Genomic DNA, 17376 nt, shown 5'->3' with positions numbered 1-17376 from the left:
GGCACGAACACCAAAGCAGACCTCGGATCGGCGCAGGCGACAATACGTCGTAGCTCTCCCATTGTAATCGATCCCGTCAGCCAGATGAACGTAAGGGCAGAAGACAGCTGAATCGCGCCGGGTCTGTGGGAGCATTGGGTTGTGAGCCACGCTGCCAAATCGGTGTTGTCCGCGGTTGGATAATTACCGTTCGACTTTGGCACGCGGGATGTTGCCGATGGGCTCGAGTAGCCGACGACGGTTGAACCAATCGACCTCGAAGCTGCGCCACGGACCGCGTCGATGGATCACCTCGGCTTTGTCGACGCCATTGATCGTCTGACCAAAGCTTTGTCGAACTGTTGCCGACGCTGCGGACCGACGGCTCGAATCTAGCCTCAGCGAGGCGCTCGGCCTACTTGATAGACATATACTTTGACCCGCGGCCGTTATTATGGATGAGGCCACCCCGATGATCTGGCTGGGAATCACGAAGCGCCTGCTCAGAGGCATCGAGAGCCGAGCTGGCTTGCGCCGTTCTGCTGACCCGCCAACCAACGATGCGCCTAGCATAGCTATTTATGACAAAGGCGACGTAGACGAACACTGTTTACATGGCATTAGAGGTGAAGTCCGATACCCACAGCATGTTGGGTGCTGGCGCGTAGAACCTGCGATTGACGTAATCCAGCGGGCATGGTGCTACCTTGTCACCGACCGTGGTCCGCACGGGCTTGCCCCGGATCAACCCTGCCAAACTCGTCTCGCGCTTTCAGCCGCGGGACAGCACAGCAAGCGACCGGAAAGCCTTCGCGCATCATCTGGCTCAAGACCTTGCACACGCCGCAGACCGCAAAGTTCTCGACAAATATGCGTGCGATCTCCAGATTAAATGTGACATCCCGCTCTACTTGCACAGACAGGCCTGCCAGATCCTGCCGCTGCGACGCGCTCGTGATAGGTGGATGGGCGATCGGCAAAACGCGCCAGATCGGCTCGACCCGATAGGCATCGCGGTGATCGTCGACGAGGGCGATCACTGCCCCAAAGGGCGGTTGAGCTCCAACTGCGCACAATATGCGACGCCTTGCGTGAAATTTCGTCGCCTGCCGCGTCTCGGGACTTCGCCCTCCAGCGCCTTTATTTTGTTTGAAACTTCGGTCGGAACACCAGCACGCATGCTCCTATGTATCTGGAACTTCTTGAATCACTCACAACATTTGCCGAAAGCAGCCGATCCTTTCTGGAATGGAAGCAATAGCAGCCCATGGCGTCGGATGATCAGATCGGTGACCCGGCACCATCGGCACCGCTCGCTCACAGACATCCGGCGTAGAATTGTTCATCGTCTGGCTCATACTGGCTTCACCTTCTTAGGATCTGGAACCCTTGGCAAACCCAGCGCGGTTCAGAGTGCATAAGCCAGATTCGGCATTTTAAGAAAGAAGCAATCTCTGGGCGTTTTGATGAGGCTGCTATGTATATATTAGCAGAACGTGGCTCCCTTTAACTAAATGTCGACGTGATACATAAGGTAGAAAACCCCTAATTAACCACTGCTTAGTATTTGATTTTACCTGACATGATTTTCAAATTACCTGTAATTTTTTCAAATTTCTTGTTTCACACCTTCTGAATTCTATTGTTTTGAATTGACCAACGGCGCACGCATCAGCTCGGGCACCGGCACCGGTATCCGTTGGCTATCCCAATGCTCAGCGAATTTGCCGTCGCTGATGCGCCAGAGTTCGAAGTCGAAGGCCGGGTAAAAGCCGCCGATCTTCTGTGGGTCTGGGACATAGGTGCGGTGCACGGCAACCACGTAGTCGCAGGTGGCGATGATCTTGAACGCCATCTCGTTCTTCGGCTGGCCCGGCGGTGCCAGCAATTCGGGTCGCTGGCCGTTGCTCGTCAGAATTTCGTCGATCGCCTTGAAGGCCTCGCGATCCTTCAGACGATTGACCCTCCCGAAGCGCTTCACGCCTTCGTTATGCTGCACATAATCGGGCACCATCATAGCATAGGCGTCTTGCGGGCTACGCCCCGGCGCGAAAAAGGTGCGAACCAATTGCCGATTATGGTCGAGCCGCGCCGGCGTGCAGCGCTTGGGCCTTCCGTCCCCGAGACCATCGAACTGCACCGCGGCAGGGCTTGAACCATGACTTGCAATCGAGAAACCCGCCGCCGCAACGATGGCACCGGCAACGAAACCGACTAACAGACTTTTCACACGCCTCTCCATCTCAATTGTCTTTTTTCTACATCTCGGCCCGTACGAGGCACCCGTTCGGCGGCTGTTGCAACGGCTTTCCGACGCCAAACTGCATCGATCTTCTGCTCCACTCAACTATTTCATCAGTTTTAAAAATAAAGGCATGGGTAACACATCTCGCAGATAATTGTCAGTATCTATTTGTCCCACGTCATGAGATCGAAGCCGATCTCCCACATTACGTTCACCTGACGGACATTAATACAAATACCGTCACCCCTTGCCCTGCCCCGGGTCCACACGAACATCAACTCCGGAACATCGGGGAATAATGAAAACACGTCATAGGAGGGGACCGATGAAATCCCATTTGGCTACGCGCGCATCCAGGCTTGCCATGGCAGCCGCGCTCGGGCTGGCATGTAACATGCCTGCCGGCACCAGTTTTGCCCAAACCGCGCCCTCACCGGCACCCGCCGCCGAAGCTGCGTCCGACGCTACGATGACGCAGCCCGCAGACACCGTGGGCGACATCGTCGTCACCGCCGAGCGCCGCGTCGTGAATGTTCAGAAAGCTGGCGCGTCGATCAGCGTGCGCGGTGGCGAGGACATGCTGAAGGAAGGGAAGTTCGCGCTGAGCGCAATCCTGGAAGATGTTCCGGGCGTTACCGGTGGCGCGGCGCTTGCGGCGGGCGGTACGGCGGGCGGCGGCACCGACAACCCGGGATCCGGCCTGGTAATACGCGGCATCCCGTCGAATATCGGCGCGGGCGGCTCTACCACGTCCACGGCCTCCGCCGCGGCGATCTACATCGACGGCGTCTATAACGGGGTCGGCAGCAGCTACGATCTAGACCGGGTCGAAATCCTCCGCGGCCCCCAAGGTACGCTATATGGCCGCAGCGCCACCGCCGGCCTCGTTGCTATCCATACCCGCAACCCCGAACTGCAAGACGTCGGCGGCATGGCGACGGCCGAACTCGGCAACTACAATCTTCAGCATTACGTCGGCGCGCTGAACGTACCCATAGTCAGCGACGTGCTGAGCATACGCGCGGCGGGCAATTATTATGCGCGCGACGGGTATATCGATGAAAAGGCCGGCGCGATCCGCAGCATCGATGGCCGGATCAAGATCCTGTACGCGCCGACCGACAATCTGTCGGCTCTAATCGGCGCCGCGCTGAGCGACAGCAAGGATCATTCGGGCGGCAGGTTGATCGCCGTCAGTCCAACGCCGAACACCGTCGACTATGTGGATACGTCCAATGTCGCCTCAGTCGCAGCGAAATCGCGGCAGATCTGGGCCGAGTTCAAATGGAATGTCGGCTTTGGCGAACTGACCTACCTTCCGGCCTATCGCTCCTTCACCAACGACGGCACGTTGCTGGTCAACGGGGTGATCGGAATCCTGACCCAGCCGCTGAGCACCCGCAAAGACGACTTCGTCACGCACGAGCTGCGAATAGCGTCCAATCCCCAGTCGGAGTTGATCTGGCAGGCCGGGCTGTTCGTGTACAATAACGTGCTGGCCAGCACGAGCGCCGCGATGTTCGGCCCGGTCACCTTCTACCAGGACGACATCATCAAGAAGAAGACCTCGGCCTATGGGCTTTTCGCCGAAGCGACCTATCCGCTTTTGGACACGTCGCGGATTACTGCAGGCGTGCGATATGACGATACCAAGATCAGCGTGAACGAACTCTATCGCGCCGGCCAGGCGTTGGGGGGTGGAAGCTTCGAACTGGCCGGCGACGCCGGCAAGCGACACTTCACCAACATAACCTACAAGCTGCGCCTCGAGCACGATCTGACAAGCGCCAATTTCCTGTATGCGTCGGTCTCCACGGGCTTTTCGCCCGGCGACGTGACCGTCGCGCAGAAGTCCACCCCGCAAGGCACGATCCTGGAGCCGCTGGAGATCACGGCCGAAACGCTGACGTCCTTCGAGATCGGCAGCAAGAACCGGTTCCTGGACAACAAACTACAGGTCAACGGAGCCGCTTTCTACACGAAGTACGGCGCATATCAGTCCGCCGGCATCAATACCAATCCCAATGGCTTCCCGTCGGTGTTTTCGACGCTGTCGTCACCGCTGGTGTCCTATGGCGTGGAACTCGAAGTATTGCTCAAGCCGAGTGTCGCCGACCGGGTCAAGCTCAATCTGGGCTGGACGCATGCGCGGTTCGTGAACAAGCCCGCCGACTTCGCCTTCTGGGTTGCGAATGACGAGGTGTCGAGCACAAACAATCCGGGGTCGCAGGCGCCGATTCCGCTGCTCGTGTCGCTCGGCTACGATCACGTCTTCACCCTGCCCGGCGACTCGTCGCTGACATTCCATGGCGATGTGCGATATCTCTCGGGCCACAGCGGCTATTACAGCCAGCTCGACCTGCTCGCGGTGCCGAATATCGCAGACAATGTCCGCATCAAATCGGCAGTGCTCGGCAATATGAACCTCACCTGGGCGGCCACACGGAATATCTCGCTGACCGCCTATCTGCGCAACGTAACCGATCATCGATACATTACGAAGACGATCTATGGCTCAGGCGTCTATCAACCATCGATCAACGATCCACGCACCGTCGGCGGGCTACTGACCGTCAACTTCTAAGCCATCCGATCGGAATAACGTCACCGCGGCCTTACTTTGCTAGAAGCGGCGGAAAACTGGCAACCCCGGGCGTAGCGGCACCGTTTTAAATCGTCCGTGGTTAGAGGCCCAATAGAATTTATGTTAGGCTAGCCGAAAGATCGGTTTCTTGCTGGGGATGATTTAAAGGCGATCATTCTGCCTTCTTACCACAAGAACTCTTTGCGCTGGCCGTGACGTGGTCCCCGGGAATCAGGCCATTGGTAACTTAGAGCGGTTTCCGCCCCTTCTGCATCGTTGAGGATCCACACGGGCTGGGTTTTCTGATTCGGGCTCCGAGCCGGATCAGGAGGCCGCCACGGATGTCGCGAGTGCTGTCACAGGATCTTTGGGAGTGAACCGCCCGGGTTTGTCGGAGGCGCCAACTCCTGAGCAGGTGGAGCCTGTATGAGCAAGACGACGAACAAGTCTGCCCCGGATGCTCGCGCGCGCGATGCGGATGGTGTTGGATCACGAGCGCGACCATCCGTCGCGATGGGCGGCGGTGATTTTCATCGCGAAGATGATCGGCTCCGTGCCGCAGACACTGCATGAGTGGCTAAAAATGGCCGAGGTCGACACTGGCAAGCGTGCCGGCGTGCCGACCGCCCAAACACCGGCGCTAAAGAGGCGCGGGCCAGTCCAGTTGATAGGTGACGAGCAGGCCGTCATGATCGGATAGTCGCGGCTGGCCTACGGCGCCATCGAACATCGCTTCGATCCGGATCGGCGTTAGCACAAGGTTAGCGCTGGAGCGGTAAAGCTGGAGGTCCTCGGTATCTTCCCACGGTGCGTCGCCATCCCAGGACAGGCCAACGTGGCACGGCGATCCAGCCGCCGCGCAGAACCGGTGGACCATGGTATAGCGTCCCAGGGTTTGCTCAAGCCGAGCAAGTCGGTCAGGTGTCCCGGCCATGTTGAAGTCGCCACCGACGATCGCAGAAGTGTGTTCGGCGGCCTGGGTCGCTAGAAAGTCGGCTATGTCGACGAGCTGCAACGCCTGTGCCGTGCCATGCCGCGCCGGCGGTACACGCGATGCCGCCTGTGAGTTGAGATGGGTATTGAACAGGTCGAGCGGCGTCGGCACACCCGGCACCCTGATGCGGGCATGTTGTGCACCCTTATTACTGAGGCAGTCGAATCCGGCGCAGTGCTGCGTTCCGAATGGCTCAGACGAGGCCGCCACGATCGGATAGCGGCTGAAGATCGCCAGACCCGATCCGACGAGGTGTAATCCGATCTCGCCCTTCCCCCAGCGCTTCGGCCCCTTCACTCGGTCGTGGGATGACGACTGGCGGCCCTGCGTCCGGGTTGGGCCCCAGGCATGATAGGGATAGCCCGCGTTTGTCAGAGCCCTGACAGCAGCAGGGCTAAACATCTCCTGCACCAGAATGATGTCGGGCGCTTTGCCTTGGCTGTTCAGCGTCGCTAGAATTTTACCGATCTGTGCCAGCGAGGGTGCACGCCCGTGACGGGCGGGCCAGGCGAGTCCTTCGACGTTGAAACTCAACACGTCGATCGTGGTAAGCGCCCGCCCGCTGAGGCTATCGCGTTCGATGATCGGGCCCGGAGGCGGCGATGTGCTGTCGGCTAGGCGTACGGGTGGCAGCGACGTACAGGCGGCGCTCGCCAAGATCGCGAGCAACGGAACGACGTATCGAAACATGTCGTGCCTTATCGTGCGCCGATGACGCCGTTCGCCAGCATCAGCAGCACTGCCGACCCAGCCGCGACGCGGTACAGCACGAAGGGCAGGAAGCTCTGCGTCCGCAGCAGTTTTAGGAAACCGACGATCACCGCATAGCCGATCGCGAAGGCCAGGATCGTCGCCAGCAGCGTCGGTCCCGCCCCTATCGGATTGGGCTTGCCCCAGCTATCGGCCAACTCGAACAATCCCGACGCCAGCACTGCTGGGATCGCCAACAGGAAAGAGTAACGCGCCGCCGCATCGCGGGTATAGCCCAGCAGCAGCGCAGCCGTGATCGTGCCGCCCGAACGCGACACGCCCGGTATCAGCGCCAGCGCCTGCGCGAAGCCGAGCGTCAGGCCGTGTCGCCAACCCAGTTGGTCGAGTGTCCGTCGCCGCGCCCCGATCCGGTCGGCGACGCCCAGCAGGAGGCCAAACCCGATCAGCATCGCGGCGGTGATGTACAGGTTGCGCAGCTCCCCCTCGATCTGGTGCTTGAGCAACAGGCCTAGGATCGCGATCGGCAACGTGCCGATGATGATCAGCCAGCCGAGCCGCGCATCCGGAGACAGGACGGTGCGACGCTTCACCAGCGCCCCCAGCCATGCCATCGCGATCCGCCAGATGTCACGACGGAAATATAGCACGACAGCCGCCTCCGTCCCGATCTGGGTGATCGCGGTGAAGGCGGCGCCGGGATCGGTTCCCGATGGCAGCAGCGCGCCCGCGATCCGCAGATGGGCGCTGGAGGATACCGGCAGGAATTCGGTCAGGCCCTGCAATATCCCGAGGAGCGCGGCCTCGAGCCATTGCGATTGGGTGGTCGCTGTCATGCAAAATCCATATCTGAGGAAGCGTAGCCGGGCAGGCGCTATTGCGCGGCGTAGCGGCGGGCCATCATGGCGCAGACGACGAGCTGAGCCTGGTGGAAGATCATCAGCGGCAGCACGATCAGGCCGACGGTGCGGCCCGAGAACAGGATCGCCGCCATGGGAATGCCGCTCGCCATGCTCTTCTTCGATCCGCAGAACACGATCGCAATCTCGTCCTCGCGCGAGAAGGCGAGCCGGCGGCTGGTGAACATCATGATCCCAATTACGATCGCTAGGATAAGTAGGTCGAGCAGACAGACCCCGATCAGACCGCCAACCGACATGCGGTGCCACAGGCCCGCCACCACCCCTGCGCTGAACGCCGCGTAGACGACGATCAGCACCGAGCCACGGTCGACGACCGCCGTCAGGCGCGGGTGCCGCAACAGCCAGTCCCCGATCCAGGGGCGCAGCATTTGCCCGACGATGAAGGGCAGCAGGATCTGAAGCGCGATGTCCTTTAGCGCCTGGAGCGATAGACCGTTTCCGGCCCCCGGCAGCAATTGTGCGACCAGCAGCGGGGTCAGCAGCACGCCAAGCAGGTTGGAAAGCGAGGCGCTGCACAGAGCGGCCGGCACGTTGCCACGTGCGATCGAGGTGAAGGCGATCGAGGATTGGACCGTCGATGGCAACAGGCACAGGAAGAGCAGGCCCGTGGCGACCTCGCCCGGCAGCCAGGACCGCGCCGCGCCGGTGACCAGCAACCCGACCAGCGGAAACAGGGCGAACGTCCCGGCAAAGACCAGCGCCTGCAACCGCCAATTGGCCAGCCCCGACCAGATCGCCTGGGGCGACAGGCGTGCGCCGTACAGCACGAACAGCAAGGCAATCGCGATCACCGTGACATGGTCGACGATCGGCACCACCGCCCCGCGTGCCGGAAGCAGCGATGCGGCGATCACGGTCAGGATCAGCAGCACTAGAAACTGATCAAGACGTTGGAAAAGCGAGCGGAGGCGGACCATGTCTGCCTCCTAAACCCTTCACCGGTAATTGGTTAGTATGATATGCATGATATTGGACATGCAGGAACGTGATGGCCGATCAATTCATCCCCGGTGAACTTCTGCGGTCGTTCGCCACCGTTGCCGCGAGCGGAAGCTTCACCGGTGCGGCGCGTACGCTGGGGTTGCGGCAATCGACGGTCAGCCAGCATATCGCCCGTCTCGAAGCACGGATCGATCGGCGGTTGATCGACCGGGATACCCATCACCTGTCGCTGACCCCGGCGGGGGAGGCGCTGTTAACCCATGCGGCTAACATCCTCGACGCGCAGGACCGGCTCCAGCGGCATCTGTCCGCGACGCCTTTGCGCGGCCGGCTTCGGCTTGGCGCGTCGGAGGATTTCGTCTTCTCCGCCCTACCGGACGTGCTGGCAAATTTCGCCCGCCGTCACCCTGAGGTCGATCTGGAGCTTCACGCAGGGTTGAGCGAGACGCTGTACGACGCGTTCGATTCGGGGCGTCTCGACCTGTTGTTCGTCAAGCGCCGCCAGGGCGATCGGCGTGGGATCACCGCTTGGCGCGAGGCGATTGTCTGGGCAGGAGCAAGTAGCTTCCGGCCGAAGCGCGGATCGCCGGTGCCGCTTCTCCTATACCCTGCGCCCAGCGTCACCCGCGCGATTGCTATCGAAACACTGGAGACGGCGGGAATTGCGTGGCGAGTCGCCTTCACCAGTGCCAGCCTCAGCGGCCTCGTTGCAGCGGCACGTGCGGGTATCGGCCTGATGCCGCACTCGGCTCGGCTACTACCTACCGAACTGGCAAATGCACCCCGCACTGGCATCCTGCCTTCGATGCCCGAGATTGAATTTGTCGTTGTTGCCCCGAGCGGGTCCGAGCCTGCACGCGATGCACTCGTCGAGATGATGCTTCAGTGGGCCCGGCGATCGACCTGACTTCATCGATTAATCTTCGGCGACCTTGTGCCAGCGCCACGCCCTCGTCGCGCACTGCGCTCGGATCGACCAGCGCTTCTGACCGTGGGAACCGATGGTGGACCATGCCACCGAGCTCGGCACCAGACAGATCCGCCGGCATAACGCCTTCGGCAGGGTCGCCGCCCTATCGCCCGCCGCGACCCTAGACGAACGCGCTAAGCCGCAGGTGCAACGCGCCCTGCTCTACACGAACCTCTCTGTAGCGGAGATCGGCTATGTGCTGAGCTTCGCCGATCCGGCCTATTTCTCGCGCTGCTTTACCCAGCACAAGGATGCTCGCCGCACGCCTTTCGCAACGCGTGCGGCGAGCGCGCTGCCGACTACAGCCCCCGATAGCGGAAATTGCGGAATCGGACCGAACCCTTGCCTGTGGCGAACAGCGCGGGCCGGAGGCTCTCGCCTTCACCGGGCATCAGCGTGTTCGCATTATAGCCGGACGCCTCCATCCGCAGCCCGTGCCGTGTCCAGGTGGTGCCATCAAGACTGTAGTAGAAAGTGATGATATTCTCGCGGTTCTCAATCTTCAGGCGGACGCGACGTGTCGGTGGCAGCGGTTCGCGCCAGTAATGCAGCCGCCCGCCGGCATAGGTGATGAGCCGCTCGCCGTTGATCCCGACGCCCAGAAACAGCCGGTTGGACAGGAACAGCAGCACGCCCCCCATCGCATCGTCGACCAATTCGACATCAACTTCGACGCTGTAGGATCGGTCTCCCGCGATCGTCGTCAGCGGCGCGCTGTCCTCCGGTCCAGCGCCCGAACCACGCATCGTCAACGCGCCTCCTCCCACCGAAACGCGCGATGCCTCGCCTGCCTTGGGTGCGTGGAAGGCCCAGCGGGTACCGAAGGCAGCCTTTGCGAAATCGTCGGATCGGGCGATACCGTGCGGACCTGGCCGTCCGCCGCGTGGCTTGGCCAGGGGGCGCGACAGATCGCCGCCCATCGCTACCGGCCAGCCATCGGCACTCCAGCGGATCGGCTCCAGCAGTGTCTGCCGCCCGAGCGTGCGGAAGCCGTTCTCATAGCCATGGTAGACCATCCACCAATCGCCGCCTGGCCCCTCAACGAAGGTAGCGTGGCCGCGCGACCACCAGGCTTGGCGCACATCCGTGGTGCGTACGATTGGATTGCGTGGACAATTCTCCCACGGGCCGTTGATCGAGTGAGAGCGTGCGACGATCACCATATGGCCGGTCGGCGGACCACCCGTTCCGCCGACCGCGCTGACCATGTAAAAATAGTCGCCGCGCCGCGTGATCTTCGGTCCTTCGAGCGCATAGGCCTCGGTGATCCAGTCGTCGGGATATTTCCATCCGTCATAGACCTTCTCGACCTGTCCCGCCGTCGACAGGCCGTCGCGCGACAAACGCACCCGGTGCCCACCCGACAGGAACAGGTATCGCTCGCCATCCTCGCCCACTGCATGCCCCGGATCGATATAGCCGTGGATGCCGAGATCAATAGGCTTGCTCCAGCCGCCGTCCATCCGGTCGGAATGAATGACGTAGATGCTGTTGCCTTGCTTCAACTCGGTTGACCAGCCGGTCGGAACGAAGGGAATATAGAGGAAATAGCGCCCGTCATGCTTGACCAGATCGACCGCGAAAACTGAGCCGAGCGGCGAGGGCAGCGCCGAATGCAGCGGCCGCCAGTTCACCAGATCCTGCGAATGCCAGATCAGCAGGCCGGGATCGGCCTCGAAGCTGGAGAAGGTCATATAATAATTGGGGCCGTCCTTCAGGATCGTCGGGTCGGAATAGGCGCCCGCCATAATCGGGTTCAGATAGCGTCCATCGCCAAGATCGGCTTTGCGCTGTCCCTCGATCCCGCGCGCAGACGCCGGGCCTGGCGCTGCGTCGCACACGCGAGCAGCCATCGCGCCGGCCGGCAGGCCGCATGCCGCAGTGCCTGCTAGGGCCAACCGCATCGTATCGCGTCGCGAATGCATCGTCTGTTCTCCGTTCCGTCAGTGTGATGCGTTCAGCAGCGTCACCCGGACCATGCCGAGATCGTCGGAAGGCACGATCCGCAGCCGCTCGTCGCCGTTCAGCACGCGCCCGCTAATCCAGCGCCCATTGTCGTAATGTCCCTCCTCGACGCGCTCGAGTTCGGCGTTGCGGCCGTTCGCGACGAAGCTGACGCTCAGATCCTTGCCGACAATAAGGAACTCATTCTTTGCCAGTTGCATGATCATCCCCATCGGGCGGACGTCGGGCGGCTCCGAGGCGTTGTCGCCGATGTTCTGAGGCTTGCGTTCAGGTCGCTCCGTTGGAATGCTGATCCCCATGTCGAGCAACATTTTGCTTACTGTCTCGCGCTGGCCAGCGATCTTGATGTCATAGCCGCCCAAGTGTGCGGCGAAGGTCTCGCCGGGCACGAGGGCGAAGCCACTGATCGCTCCGCTAGCCTGCGCCTCGCCGATCATCGGGCCCAGGCCGCCAAGCAGGCGATAGGCTTGTGACATTTGGTTGCCGGGTATGCCGTCTTCAATTCCGAACGGCGAAAAGCCGACCGCACCGTAACGTCCTATCGCGAGGAAGAGATTGCCGACGATAAAACGCGCCTCGGGTACGAACAGCAGGTTGCCCGGCCGCGCATAGGCCTTAGCCCAGCCAGCGAAATCGTCGACATAGATGTCGGGCGACAGCCAATCGAGTGCTGGCGCACCCGCCCGCCAGACGTCGATTACACGTGGTACTGGACCGCCAGAGGGATAGGCGCCCGCGGGTTCGTCTAACTTCTGAGGGCCGATCCACGCATTGGCGTACATCGGCAGCGCGAGCTTCGCCTTGCCTGCGGCGGCGACCTGCCCGACAAAACGGCTGACGCCCCAAGCCATGAACAATTCCTCGGCCTCCCAGGTTTCGCCAAATACCTCCGCCCACGATCCCGCCCGGCGATGTCCCCTCTGCGCCCACAGCGCCTCTAGCGACGGCGCCAGCTTGCCTCGATTGCGTTGCAGATGCTGCATCAGCGCGGCCGGCACTGGCGCACGCCACGCCGCTTCGGCATCCGGCGACCGGTCGCGGCTATCGCCCAGCACCCCAGTCTCGTTCTCCACCTGTACCGCGATCACGGTGTGCTGCGGATCGACCTTGGCCAGATGCTGCATCAGCTCAGCAAAGGCGTGCGAGTCCGCCGCTGCCGTGTCGGGATCGAAAACGCTGAGCGGCGCCTCCCCCTTGGCAAAGGGCAGCGGCGACGGGCGCGTTACCACCCGCGCGTAACGATCGTGATCGGCGCGCAGCCAAGCGGGCGCATAGGTCGACTTGGCGTTTTTGAAGCTGCCGAACCACAGGAGCACGAGGCGCAGGTTGTGCTTTCGCGCCTCGGCGAGCTGGGAGTCGACCCGCGTGAAATCATATTTGCCTTGTACCGGCTCCAGCAGTTCCCAATAGACCGGCGTCACGACGGTGTTGAGGCTCAGCGCTTCCAGCCGGTCCCACACCGGCGCCATGTAGGCGGCACTCGACGCGGTGGAATTGTGGACCTCTCCGGCCAGGGCGGTCCAAGGCTCCCCGTCGACGATCAACTGCGTCGCTGCGCCCTCGTGGCGCACCTGCGGCATCGCGTCTTGCGCAGCGGCTGTCGCGGGGGTGCTCGCTGCCAGTGCCGCAGCAACGGTCAGCCGCAGGCCACTCGCTGCAATTACAGCGATCATGGGATTCCCGCCTTCTGTGAGGGGAGTTGCGTCGATTTCGGCGGCCTCGGATGTGGGCCGATGCCGCCGTCCGCCAGACGAAGCGCCCAGCGGATTGCGCCAATATACATGCCGGCGATATCGGGATCGGCGAAACTCTCGCGCGTATGGCCGAGGCTGGAGGCGAATACCCGCCCCCGACCATAGGTCTTCGCCCACGCGATCGGCAGATCGCGGTCGGGCGGCACCTGATCCTCAATCCCGGTGAAATCGAGCGTGGTCTCGTCGAGCCGCAGCAGGACGTCGACGTCTGCGCGCGACCAGTTGCGTACGACATAGAGTTCGTCCTGCTTAACGAACCGGCGTGGCAGTGCGGCGGTCGCAGGGAAGTCGCCGTCTTCGCGGATCAGCACGAACGGGCGCACCACATGGTCAAGCGTGTTGAATGGGTGTCCGGTCTGCTCGGCACCGATCATGTCGATGTAGTCACGCCACCCGCGGTTCGCGGCGATGCCGCCATGGATCACGACAATCCCCTTGCCCCGATCGTGCACGAAGGCGAGAAGCGCCGCCTTCTGTGCTGGCGCTAGCGGCCACTCCCCTTCTCCGCCCGCGATCACGACCGCGTCGAAGTCGCCAAGTCCCTTGGGTTGAAACCCCGCACGCATTGGTCCGCCGCCACCTGCATAAAGTAGCGTGAAGTCGGTTCGCAGTTCGGCGTCCCATGCCCCCGTCTCCTGCCCCCAGCGCAGGACCGCGGCCATCGCGGTGGAGATCGAATCATGGTGGAAACCCGCACCGCCGCCCAAGACCAGGATGTTCGGCCGCGACGTCGTGCGCTGGCCGGTAGGCAAATGCTCAAAATAATCTTCAAGGCTTTGCCCCGGTTGCGGCCCCGGTCCGGGGATCGCCGGCCGCCCCGGCCCCGCCCACTGCCCCTTGAACACCGGCGATGCCGGGGTCTGGCCGATGGCGGGGCTGCCCGGCACGAGCAGCGCAAGGGAGAGGGCGGCTGCCAACCGGCTGAGCGTCACGACGCCGCGTTCAGGGAAAAGCGAACTGGCTCGCCGGCCGCCGAGGACGGGGCGATCCATGCGAGGAACGCGCCGGGCTCCGCACGCCATTTCAGGTCGCTCCCGACGAACGTCAGCGCGTCGCGGCTCACCTCGAACGTCACTAGCTTCGCTTCGCCCGGCGCCAGCCGGATTTTGCGGACGTCCTTCAATTCGCGCACCGGCCGGGTCACGCTAGCGCTCACGTCGTGGAGGTAGAGCTGCACGGCCTCCTCCGCGTTGCGCCTGCCAGTATTGCGGACCATGGCGGACAGCGTGATCGATCCGTCCCACGCCATTTGCGCGGCGGAAGCGCGCGGCGCGTCATAGGCGATCGTTGAATAGGTCAGCCCGTGTCCGAACGGGTAGGCGGGACCGTCCGGCACATCGATATAGGCCGATTTGAAGAACAGTGGCTCACCGGCAACAGGCGGCCGGCCGGTCGACACATGATTGTAGAAGAGCGGTTGTTGCCCCGTCGTCCGGGGAAAGCTGACCGGCAGGCGGCCCGACGGCTCGACGACGCCCGTTAGCAAATCGGCTAGCGCCCGCCCGCCCTCCGACCCCAGGAACCATCCGACCAGAATGGCGTCCGACGCCTGGATCGCGGGGTCGAGTGCAAGAGCTCGGCCGGTCGACAGCACTACGATAACCGGCTTGCCGGTGGTTCGCAGCGCCTCGATCAGTGCCACCTGCGATGCGGGCACGGTGATCGATGTCCTTGAGCGTGCCTCACCCGACATGGACTGCGCCTCGCCGATCGCGGCGATCACCACGTCCGCAGTACGTGCCGCTCCGATCGCCGCATCGAGGCCGCCTGGGATCGAGGCATCAACGTCCGCGCCCTTGACGACCATCAGGCGGTCCTTGCCGATCGCCTCGCGCAATCCTTGCGCCAGGGTCACGCCTTCCCCAACCTTGGCCCAGGGGGCCCAGGCACCGTCCAACTGCGCGGGATCATCGCCGAGCGGCCCGACCAGAGCAACCTTCGCTCCGTCGCGCAGTGGCAGCACGCCGCCCTCGTTCTTCAATAGAACGGCGGATCGTTGCGCGGCGCGGCGCGCGACCGCCAACGCAGCGGGGGTGCGGATCCCCGCCCGCTCGCGTGCCGGATCGAGCGAGCGATAGGGATCGTCGAACAGACCAAGCGCCTCCTTGACCAGCAGGACGCGCCGTACCGCTTCATCAAGGCGCGCGGCCGTTACCGCGCCGGACGCGACCAGCGGCGGCAGTTCACGCTTGAACAGGCCGCCGCCCATGTTCATGTCCAGGCCCGCGTTGAAGGACAGCGCGGCCGCCTCGCGTTCGTTAGCTGCGACCCCATGCTGGACCAGTTCCTCTGCAGACCCGGCATCGGAAACGACGAAGCCGCGAAATCCCATGTTGCCGCGCAACAGGTCGGTCAGCAGATGGCGGTTTCCCGATGCAGGGACGCCATCGACATCATTGAACGCGGCCATGGTGGTCAGCGCACCCGCATCGAAGGCCGCCTGGAATGGCGGTAGATGCGTCTGGCGAAGTTCGCGCTCGGTCACGTCGGTGTTGTTATATTCCTTGCCACCCGAAACCGCCCCATAGCCGGCGAAATGCTTCGGACACGCCGCCACGCTGCGCGGCGAGGTGAGCGCCTTGCCCTGAAAGCCACGCACATAGGCTGCGGCGAATTGTGCTGCGAGCCAAGGGTCCTCGCCCGATCCTTCCGCGACGCGCCCCCAACGCTGGTCCCGCGCGACATCGACCATTGGCGCATAGGTCCAATGAACCCCGGCAGCGGTCATCTCCTCCGCTGCTGCCCGTGCCGTCTGCTCGGCCAGTTCCGGCTCGAAACTGGCGGCCATACCGAGCGGGATCGGGAAAATGGTGCGCAGCCCGTGCAGCACGTCGGCTCCAAACATGAGCGGGATGCGTAGACGCGATTGTAGGGCGGCATCCTGCAACTGCCGCCCCAGCGCCACGCCGGTTCCACCTAGCAGCGCGCCGACCCGGCCCGCTCTGATCTCAGTGAATTGGAACGCAGCACGATCGTGTGCCTCGGCCTGAGCGTTGATGTCGGGATTGATCGGGCGCGGCGTCGGCCGCACATCGTCAGGATAGAGGGTGAGCTGCCCGACTTTCTCTTCCACCGTCATCCGGGCGATCAGCGCCTCGACCCGTGCGCTGGTGGCGGTTGCGGCAGCACGGGCGAGACGTGGCATGGCCATCGCACCGACGAGGGCAGTCGTCAGGGACAGGGCGGCGCGCCGGTTGACGATAGATGACGAAGCGGAAGCGATCATGTCTGAGCACCCAGTTTGAACACTGTCACCGCATTGGTTTCGAACAGCGTCTTCTTCGCCGCTGGTGACAGCGGCATACGCTCCACTACCGCCACCGTCTCACCCTGCTTCTCGAACGGATAATCTGTCGCATAGAGTACGCGGTCTGCGCCCAGCACCTCCTGCGTCAGGCGGAGCGGCGCCCAGTCGTTCATGCCGCTGGTCGTCACCCAGATATTGGTCCGCAGATACTCGGACGGCAGACGCTTCATCGGCATCGGTGTGCCGCTTGCCGCCATCCTTCCACGTTGTTCCAGCCACCGATTGTCGAGACGCGACATCCAGAACGGCAGACCCTCACCCATGTGCCCGATGACGATCTTTAGACGGGGGAAGCGGTCAAACAACCCTGCTTGCATCAGCTTTAGCACGTGCGTGCCGACCTCGACACCGTAGGCCCAGGCAGCGCCCCCGGTTAGCGGTCCGGCGAGCACCTCGCGCATGCCGCCGGCAGGATCGCGCGGATGAATATAGATTGGAACGTCCAGCGCCTCCGCAGCTTCAAAGATCGGCCAGAAGGCAGGTGCATCAAGGTAGACGCCGCCAGTATGTGAGTTGATGATCCCGCCCTTCAACCCGAGCGACGTGACGCCACGTTCGAGCTCATGCGCGGCCGCGGCTGGGTCCTGAGGCGCGATCGCAGCCAGCGCAGCCAATCGGGTCGGATGACGACGGCATGCCGCTGCGACGTAGTCATTGGCTTCCCGTGCAAGGACACAAGCCTGATCAACCGGGAAGATCTGTACGCCGGGCGACGATAACAGCAGCAGCTGCATCGCAATGCCGTCGCGGTCCATCGTCGCAATCCGACCCGCACCAACATCGACCAGCTGTTCGGCAAGGTCGGCAACAGGTCCGTCACGGGTGATAAGCGGCACACCGGGGATGTGCATGTGCGCATTGGCGGAAAGCAGGCCCGGGCTAAGATAGCCCTCCTCACAGGCAATACGTCGGTAGGGTATGGCGGCAGCGGGCGATGCCGACGCGGCGGTGGCTAGTATGGCGGCGCCCCCCGCCATCATCTCCCGTCGTGTCGGCATCGCACCG

At 62.8% G+C, this 17376-nt stretch carries 11 protein-coding genes, 2 pseudogenes and 1 other annotated feature; of the genes and pseudogenes, 3 read left to right on the top strand and 10 right to left on the bottom strand.

What is annotated here, in order from left to right; genetic code table 11:
• Positions 1–183: 183 nt before the first annotated feature.
• Positions 184–1337 (bottom strand): annotated as a pseudogene (locus tag FFS23_RS01780) (DDE-type integrase/transposase/recombinase).
• Positions 945–1061, bottom strand: a sequence feature (AL1L pseudoknot). (Overlaps the previous pseudogene by 117 nt.)
• Before the next feature lie 281 nt (positions 1338–1618).
• The gene (locus tag FFS23_RS01775) at positions 1619–2209 is read right to left on the bottom strand and encodes a hypothetical protein (RefSeq protein WP_137897189.1); all 591 of its coding nucleotides are present in this window, start codon (positions 2207–2209) and stop codon (positions 1619–1621) included.
• A gap of 340 nt (positions 2210–2549) precedes the next feature.
• On the opposite strand from FFS23_RS01775, the gene FFS23_RS01770 reads away from it, so the two are divergent.
• Entirely contained in the window at positions 2550–4808 is a 2259-nt protein-coding gene (locus tag FFS23_RS01770) for a TonB-dependent receptor (RefSeq protein ID WP_171009322.1), read from the top strand.
• A 426-nt stretch (positions 4809–5234) separates the two neighbouring features.
• Positions 5235–5454, top strand: a pseudogene (locus tag FFS23_RS20355) (IS3 family transposase); the annotation flags it as partial.
• Here FFS23_RS20355 and FFS23_RS01760 read toward each other — a convergent pair.
• The 3 genes from FFS23_RS01760 to FFS23_RS01750 are packed head-to-tail and all read right to left on the bottom strand — an operon-like array spanning position 5449 to position 8350.
• On the bottom strand, positions 5449–6492 hold the full coding sequence (locus tag FFS23_RS01760) for an endonuclease/exonuclease/phosphatase family protein (protein ID WP_137897186.1): 1044 nt from the start codon (positions 6490–6492) through the stop codon (positions 5449–5451). The pseudogene FFS23_RS20355 and the gene FFS23_RS01760 sit on opposite strands and share 6 nt — an antisense overlap.
• Positions 6493–6500: 8 nt before the next feature.
• Complete coding sequence (locus FFS23_RS01755; RefSeq protein ID WP_137897185.1) at positions 6501–7346, bottom strand: undecaprenyl-diphosphate phosphatase; 846 nt, start codon at positions 7344–7346, stop codon at positions 6501–6503.
• 38 nt (positions 7347–7384) lie between these two features.
• Positions 7385–8350 carry a bile acid:sodium symporter family protein gene (locus tag FFS23_RS01750; protein WP_137897184.1) on the bottom strand — a complete coding sequence of 322 codons (966 nt, stop codon included), beginning with the start codon at positions 8348–8350 and terminating at the stop codon, positions 7385–7387.
• Between the two features lie 71 nt (positions 8351–8421).
• Here FFS23_RS01750 and FFS23_RS01745 point away from each other — a divergent pair, with 71 nt between their 5' ends.
• Complete coding sequence (locus tag FFS23_RS01745; protein ID WP_137897183.1) at positions 8422–9282, top strand: LysR substrate-binding domain-containing protein; 861 nt, start codon at positions 8422–8424, stop codon at positions 9280–9282.
• A gap of 362 nt (positions 9283–9644) precedes the next feature.
• Here FFS23_RS01745 and FFS23_RS01740 read toward each other — a convergent pair whose 3' ends face one another.
• Genes FFS23_RS01740 through FFS23_RS01720 form a run of 5 tightly spaced genes read right to left on the bottom strand, consistent with a single transcriptional unit; the run spans position 9645 to position 17369 of the window.
• The gene (locus FFS23_RS01740) at positions 9645–11270 is read right to left on the bottom strand and encodes a family 43 glycosylhydrolase (RefSeq protein WP_137897182.1); all 1626 of its coding nucleotides are present in this window, start codon (positions 11268–11270) and stop codon (positions 9645–9647) included.
• Positions 11271–11288: 18 nt separating this feature from the next.
• Positions 11289–12983, bottom strand: a complete 1695-nt coding sequence (locus FFS23_RS01735) for a GH35 family beta-galactosidase (RefSeq protein WP_212742891.1) — start codon at positions 12981–12983, stop codon at positions 11289–11291.
• A complete protein-coding gene (locus FFS23_RS01730) occupies positions 12980–13996 on the bottom strand; it encodes a ThuA domain-containing protein (protein WP_212742890.1) in 1017 nt (338 codons plus the stop codon). Before FFS23_RS01730 ends, FFS23_RS01735 begins: the two co-directional genes overlap by 4 nt.
• Positions 13993–16290, bottom strand: a complete 2298-nt coding sequence (bglX, locus tag FFS23_RS01725) for a beta-glucosidase BglX (protein WP_137897180.1) — start codon at positions 16288–16290, stop codon at positions 13993–13995. Before bglX ends, FFS23_RS01730 begins: the two co-directional genes overlap by 4 nt.
• Positions 16287–17369 carry an amidohydrolase family protein gene (locus FFS23_RS01720; RefSeq protein WP_137897179.1) on the bottom strand — a complete coding sequence of 361 codons (1083 nt, stop codon included), beginning with the start codon at positions 17367–17369 and terminating at the stop codon, positions 16287–16289. The genes bglX and FFS23_RS01720 overlap by 4 nt, the downstream gene beginning before the upstream one ends.
• Positions 17370–17376 lie beyond the last annotated feature (7 nt).

Origin of the sequence: Sphingomonas sp. 2SG (genome assembly GCF_005503285.1) — a bacterium.
In the GTDB taxonomy this organism is placed as follows: domain Bacteria; phylum Pseudomonadota; class Alphaproteobacteria; order Sphingomonadales; family Sphingomonadaceae; genus Sphingomonas; species Sphingomonas taxi.
This window is presented reverse-complemented; position numbering and strand designations above follow the sequence as displayed.

Coding starts and splice junctions, on each gene's coding strand:
- bglX (WP_137897180.1), bottom strand. CDS start 16,290: ATGATCGCTTCCGCTTCGTCATCTATCGTCAACCGGCGCGCCGCCCTG.
- FFS23_RS01770 (WP_171009322.1), top strand. CDS start 2,550: ATGAAATCCCATTTGGCTACGCGCGCATCCAGGCTTGCCATGGCAGCC.
- FFS23_RS01740 (WP_137897182.1), bottom strand. CDS start 11,270: ATGCATTCGCGACGCGATACGATGCGGTTGGCCCTAGCAGGCACTGCG.
- FFS23_RS01745 (WP_137897183.1), top strand. CDS start 8,422: ATGGCCGATCAATTCATCCCCGGTGAACTTCTGCGGTCGTTCGCCACC.
- FFS23_RS01755 (WP_137897185.1), bottom strand. CDS start 7,346: ATGACAGCGACCACCCAATCGCAATGGCTCGAGGCCGCGCTCCTCGGG.
- FFS23_RS01720 (WP_137897179.1), bottom strand. CDS start 17,369: ATGCCGACACGACGGGAGATGATGGCGGGGGGCGCCGCCATACTAGCC.
- FFS23_RS01750 (WP_137897184.1), bottom strand. CDS start 8,350: ATGGTCCGCCTCCGCTCGCTTTTCCAACGTCTTGATCAGTTTCTAGTG.
- FFS23_RS01760 (WP_137897186.1), bottom strand. CDS start 6,492: ATGTTTCGATACGTCGTTCCGTTGCTCGCGATCTTGGCGAGCGCCGCC.
- FFS23_RS01735 (WP_212742891.1), bottom strand. CDS start 12,983: ATGATCGCTGTAATTGCAGCGAGTGGCCTGCGGCTGACCGTTGCTGCG.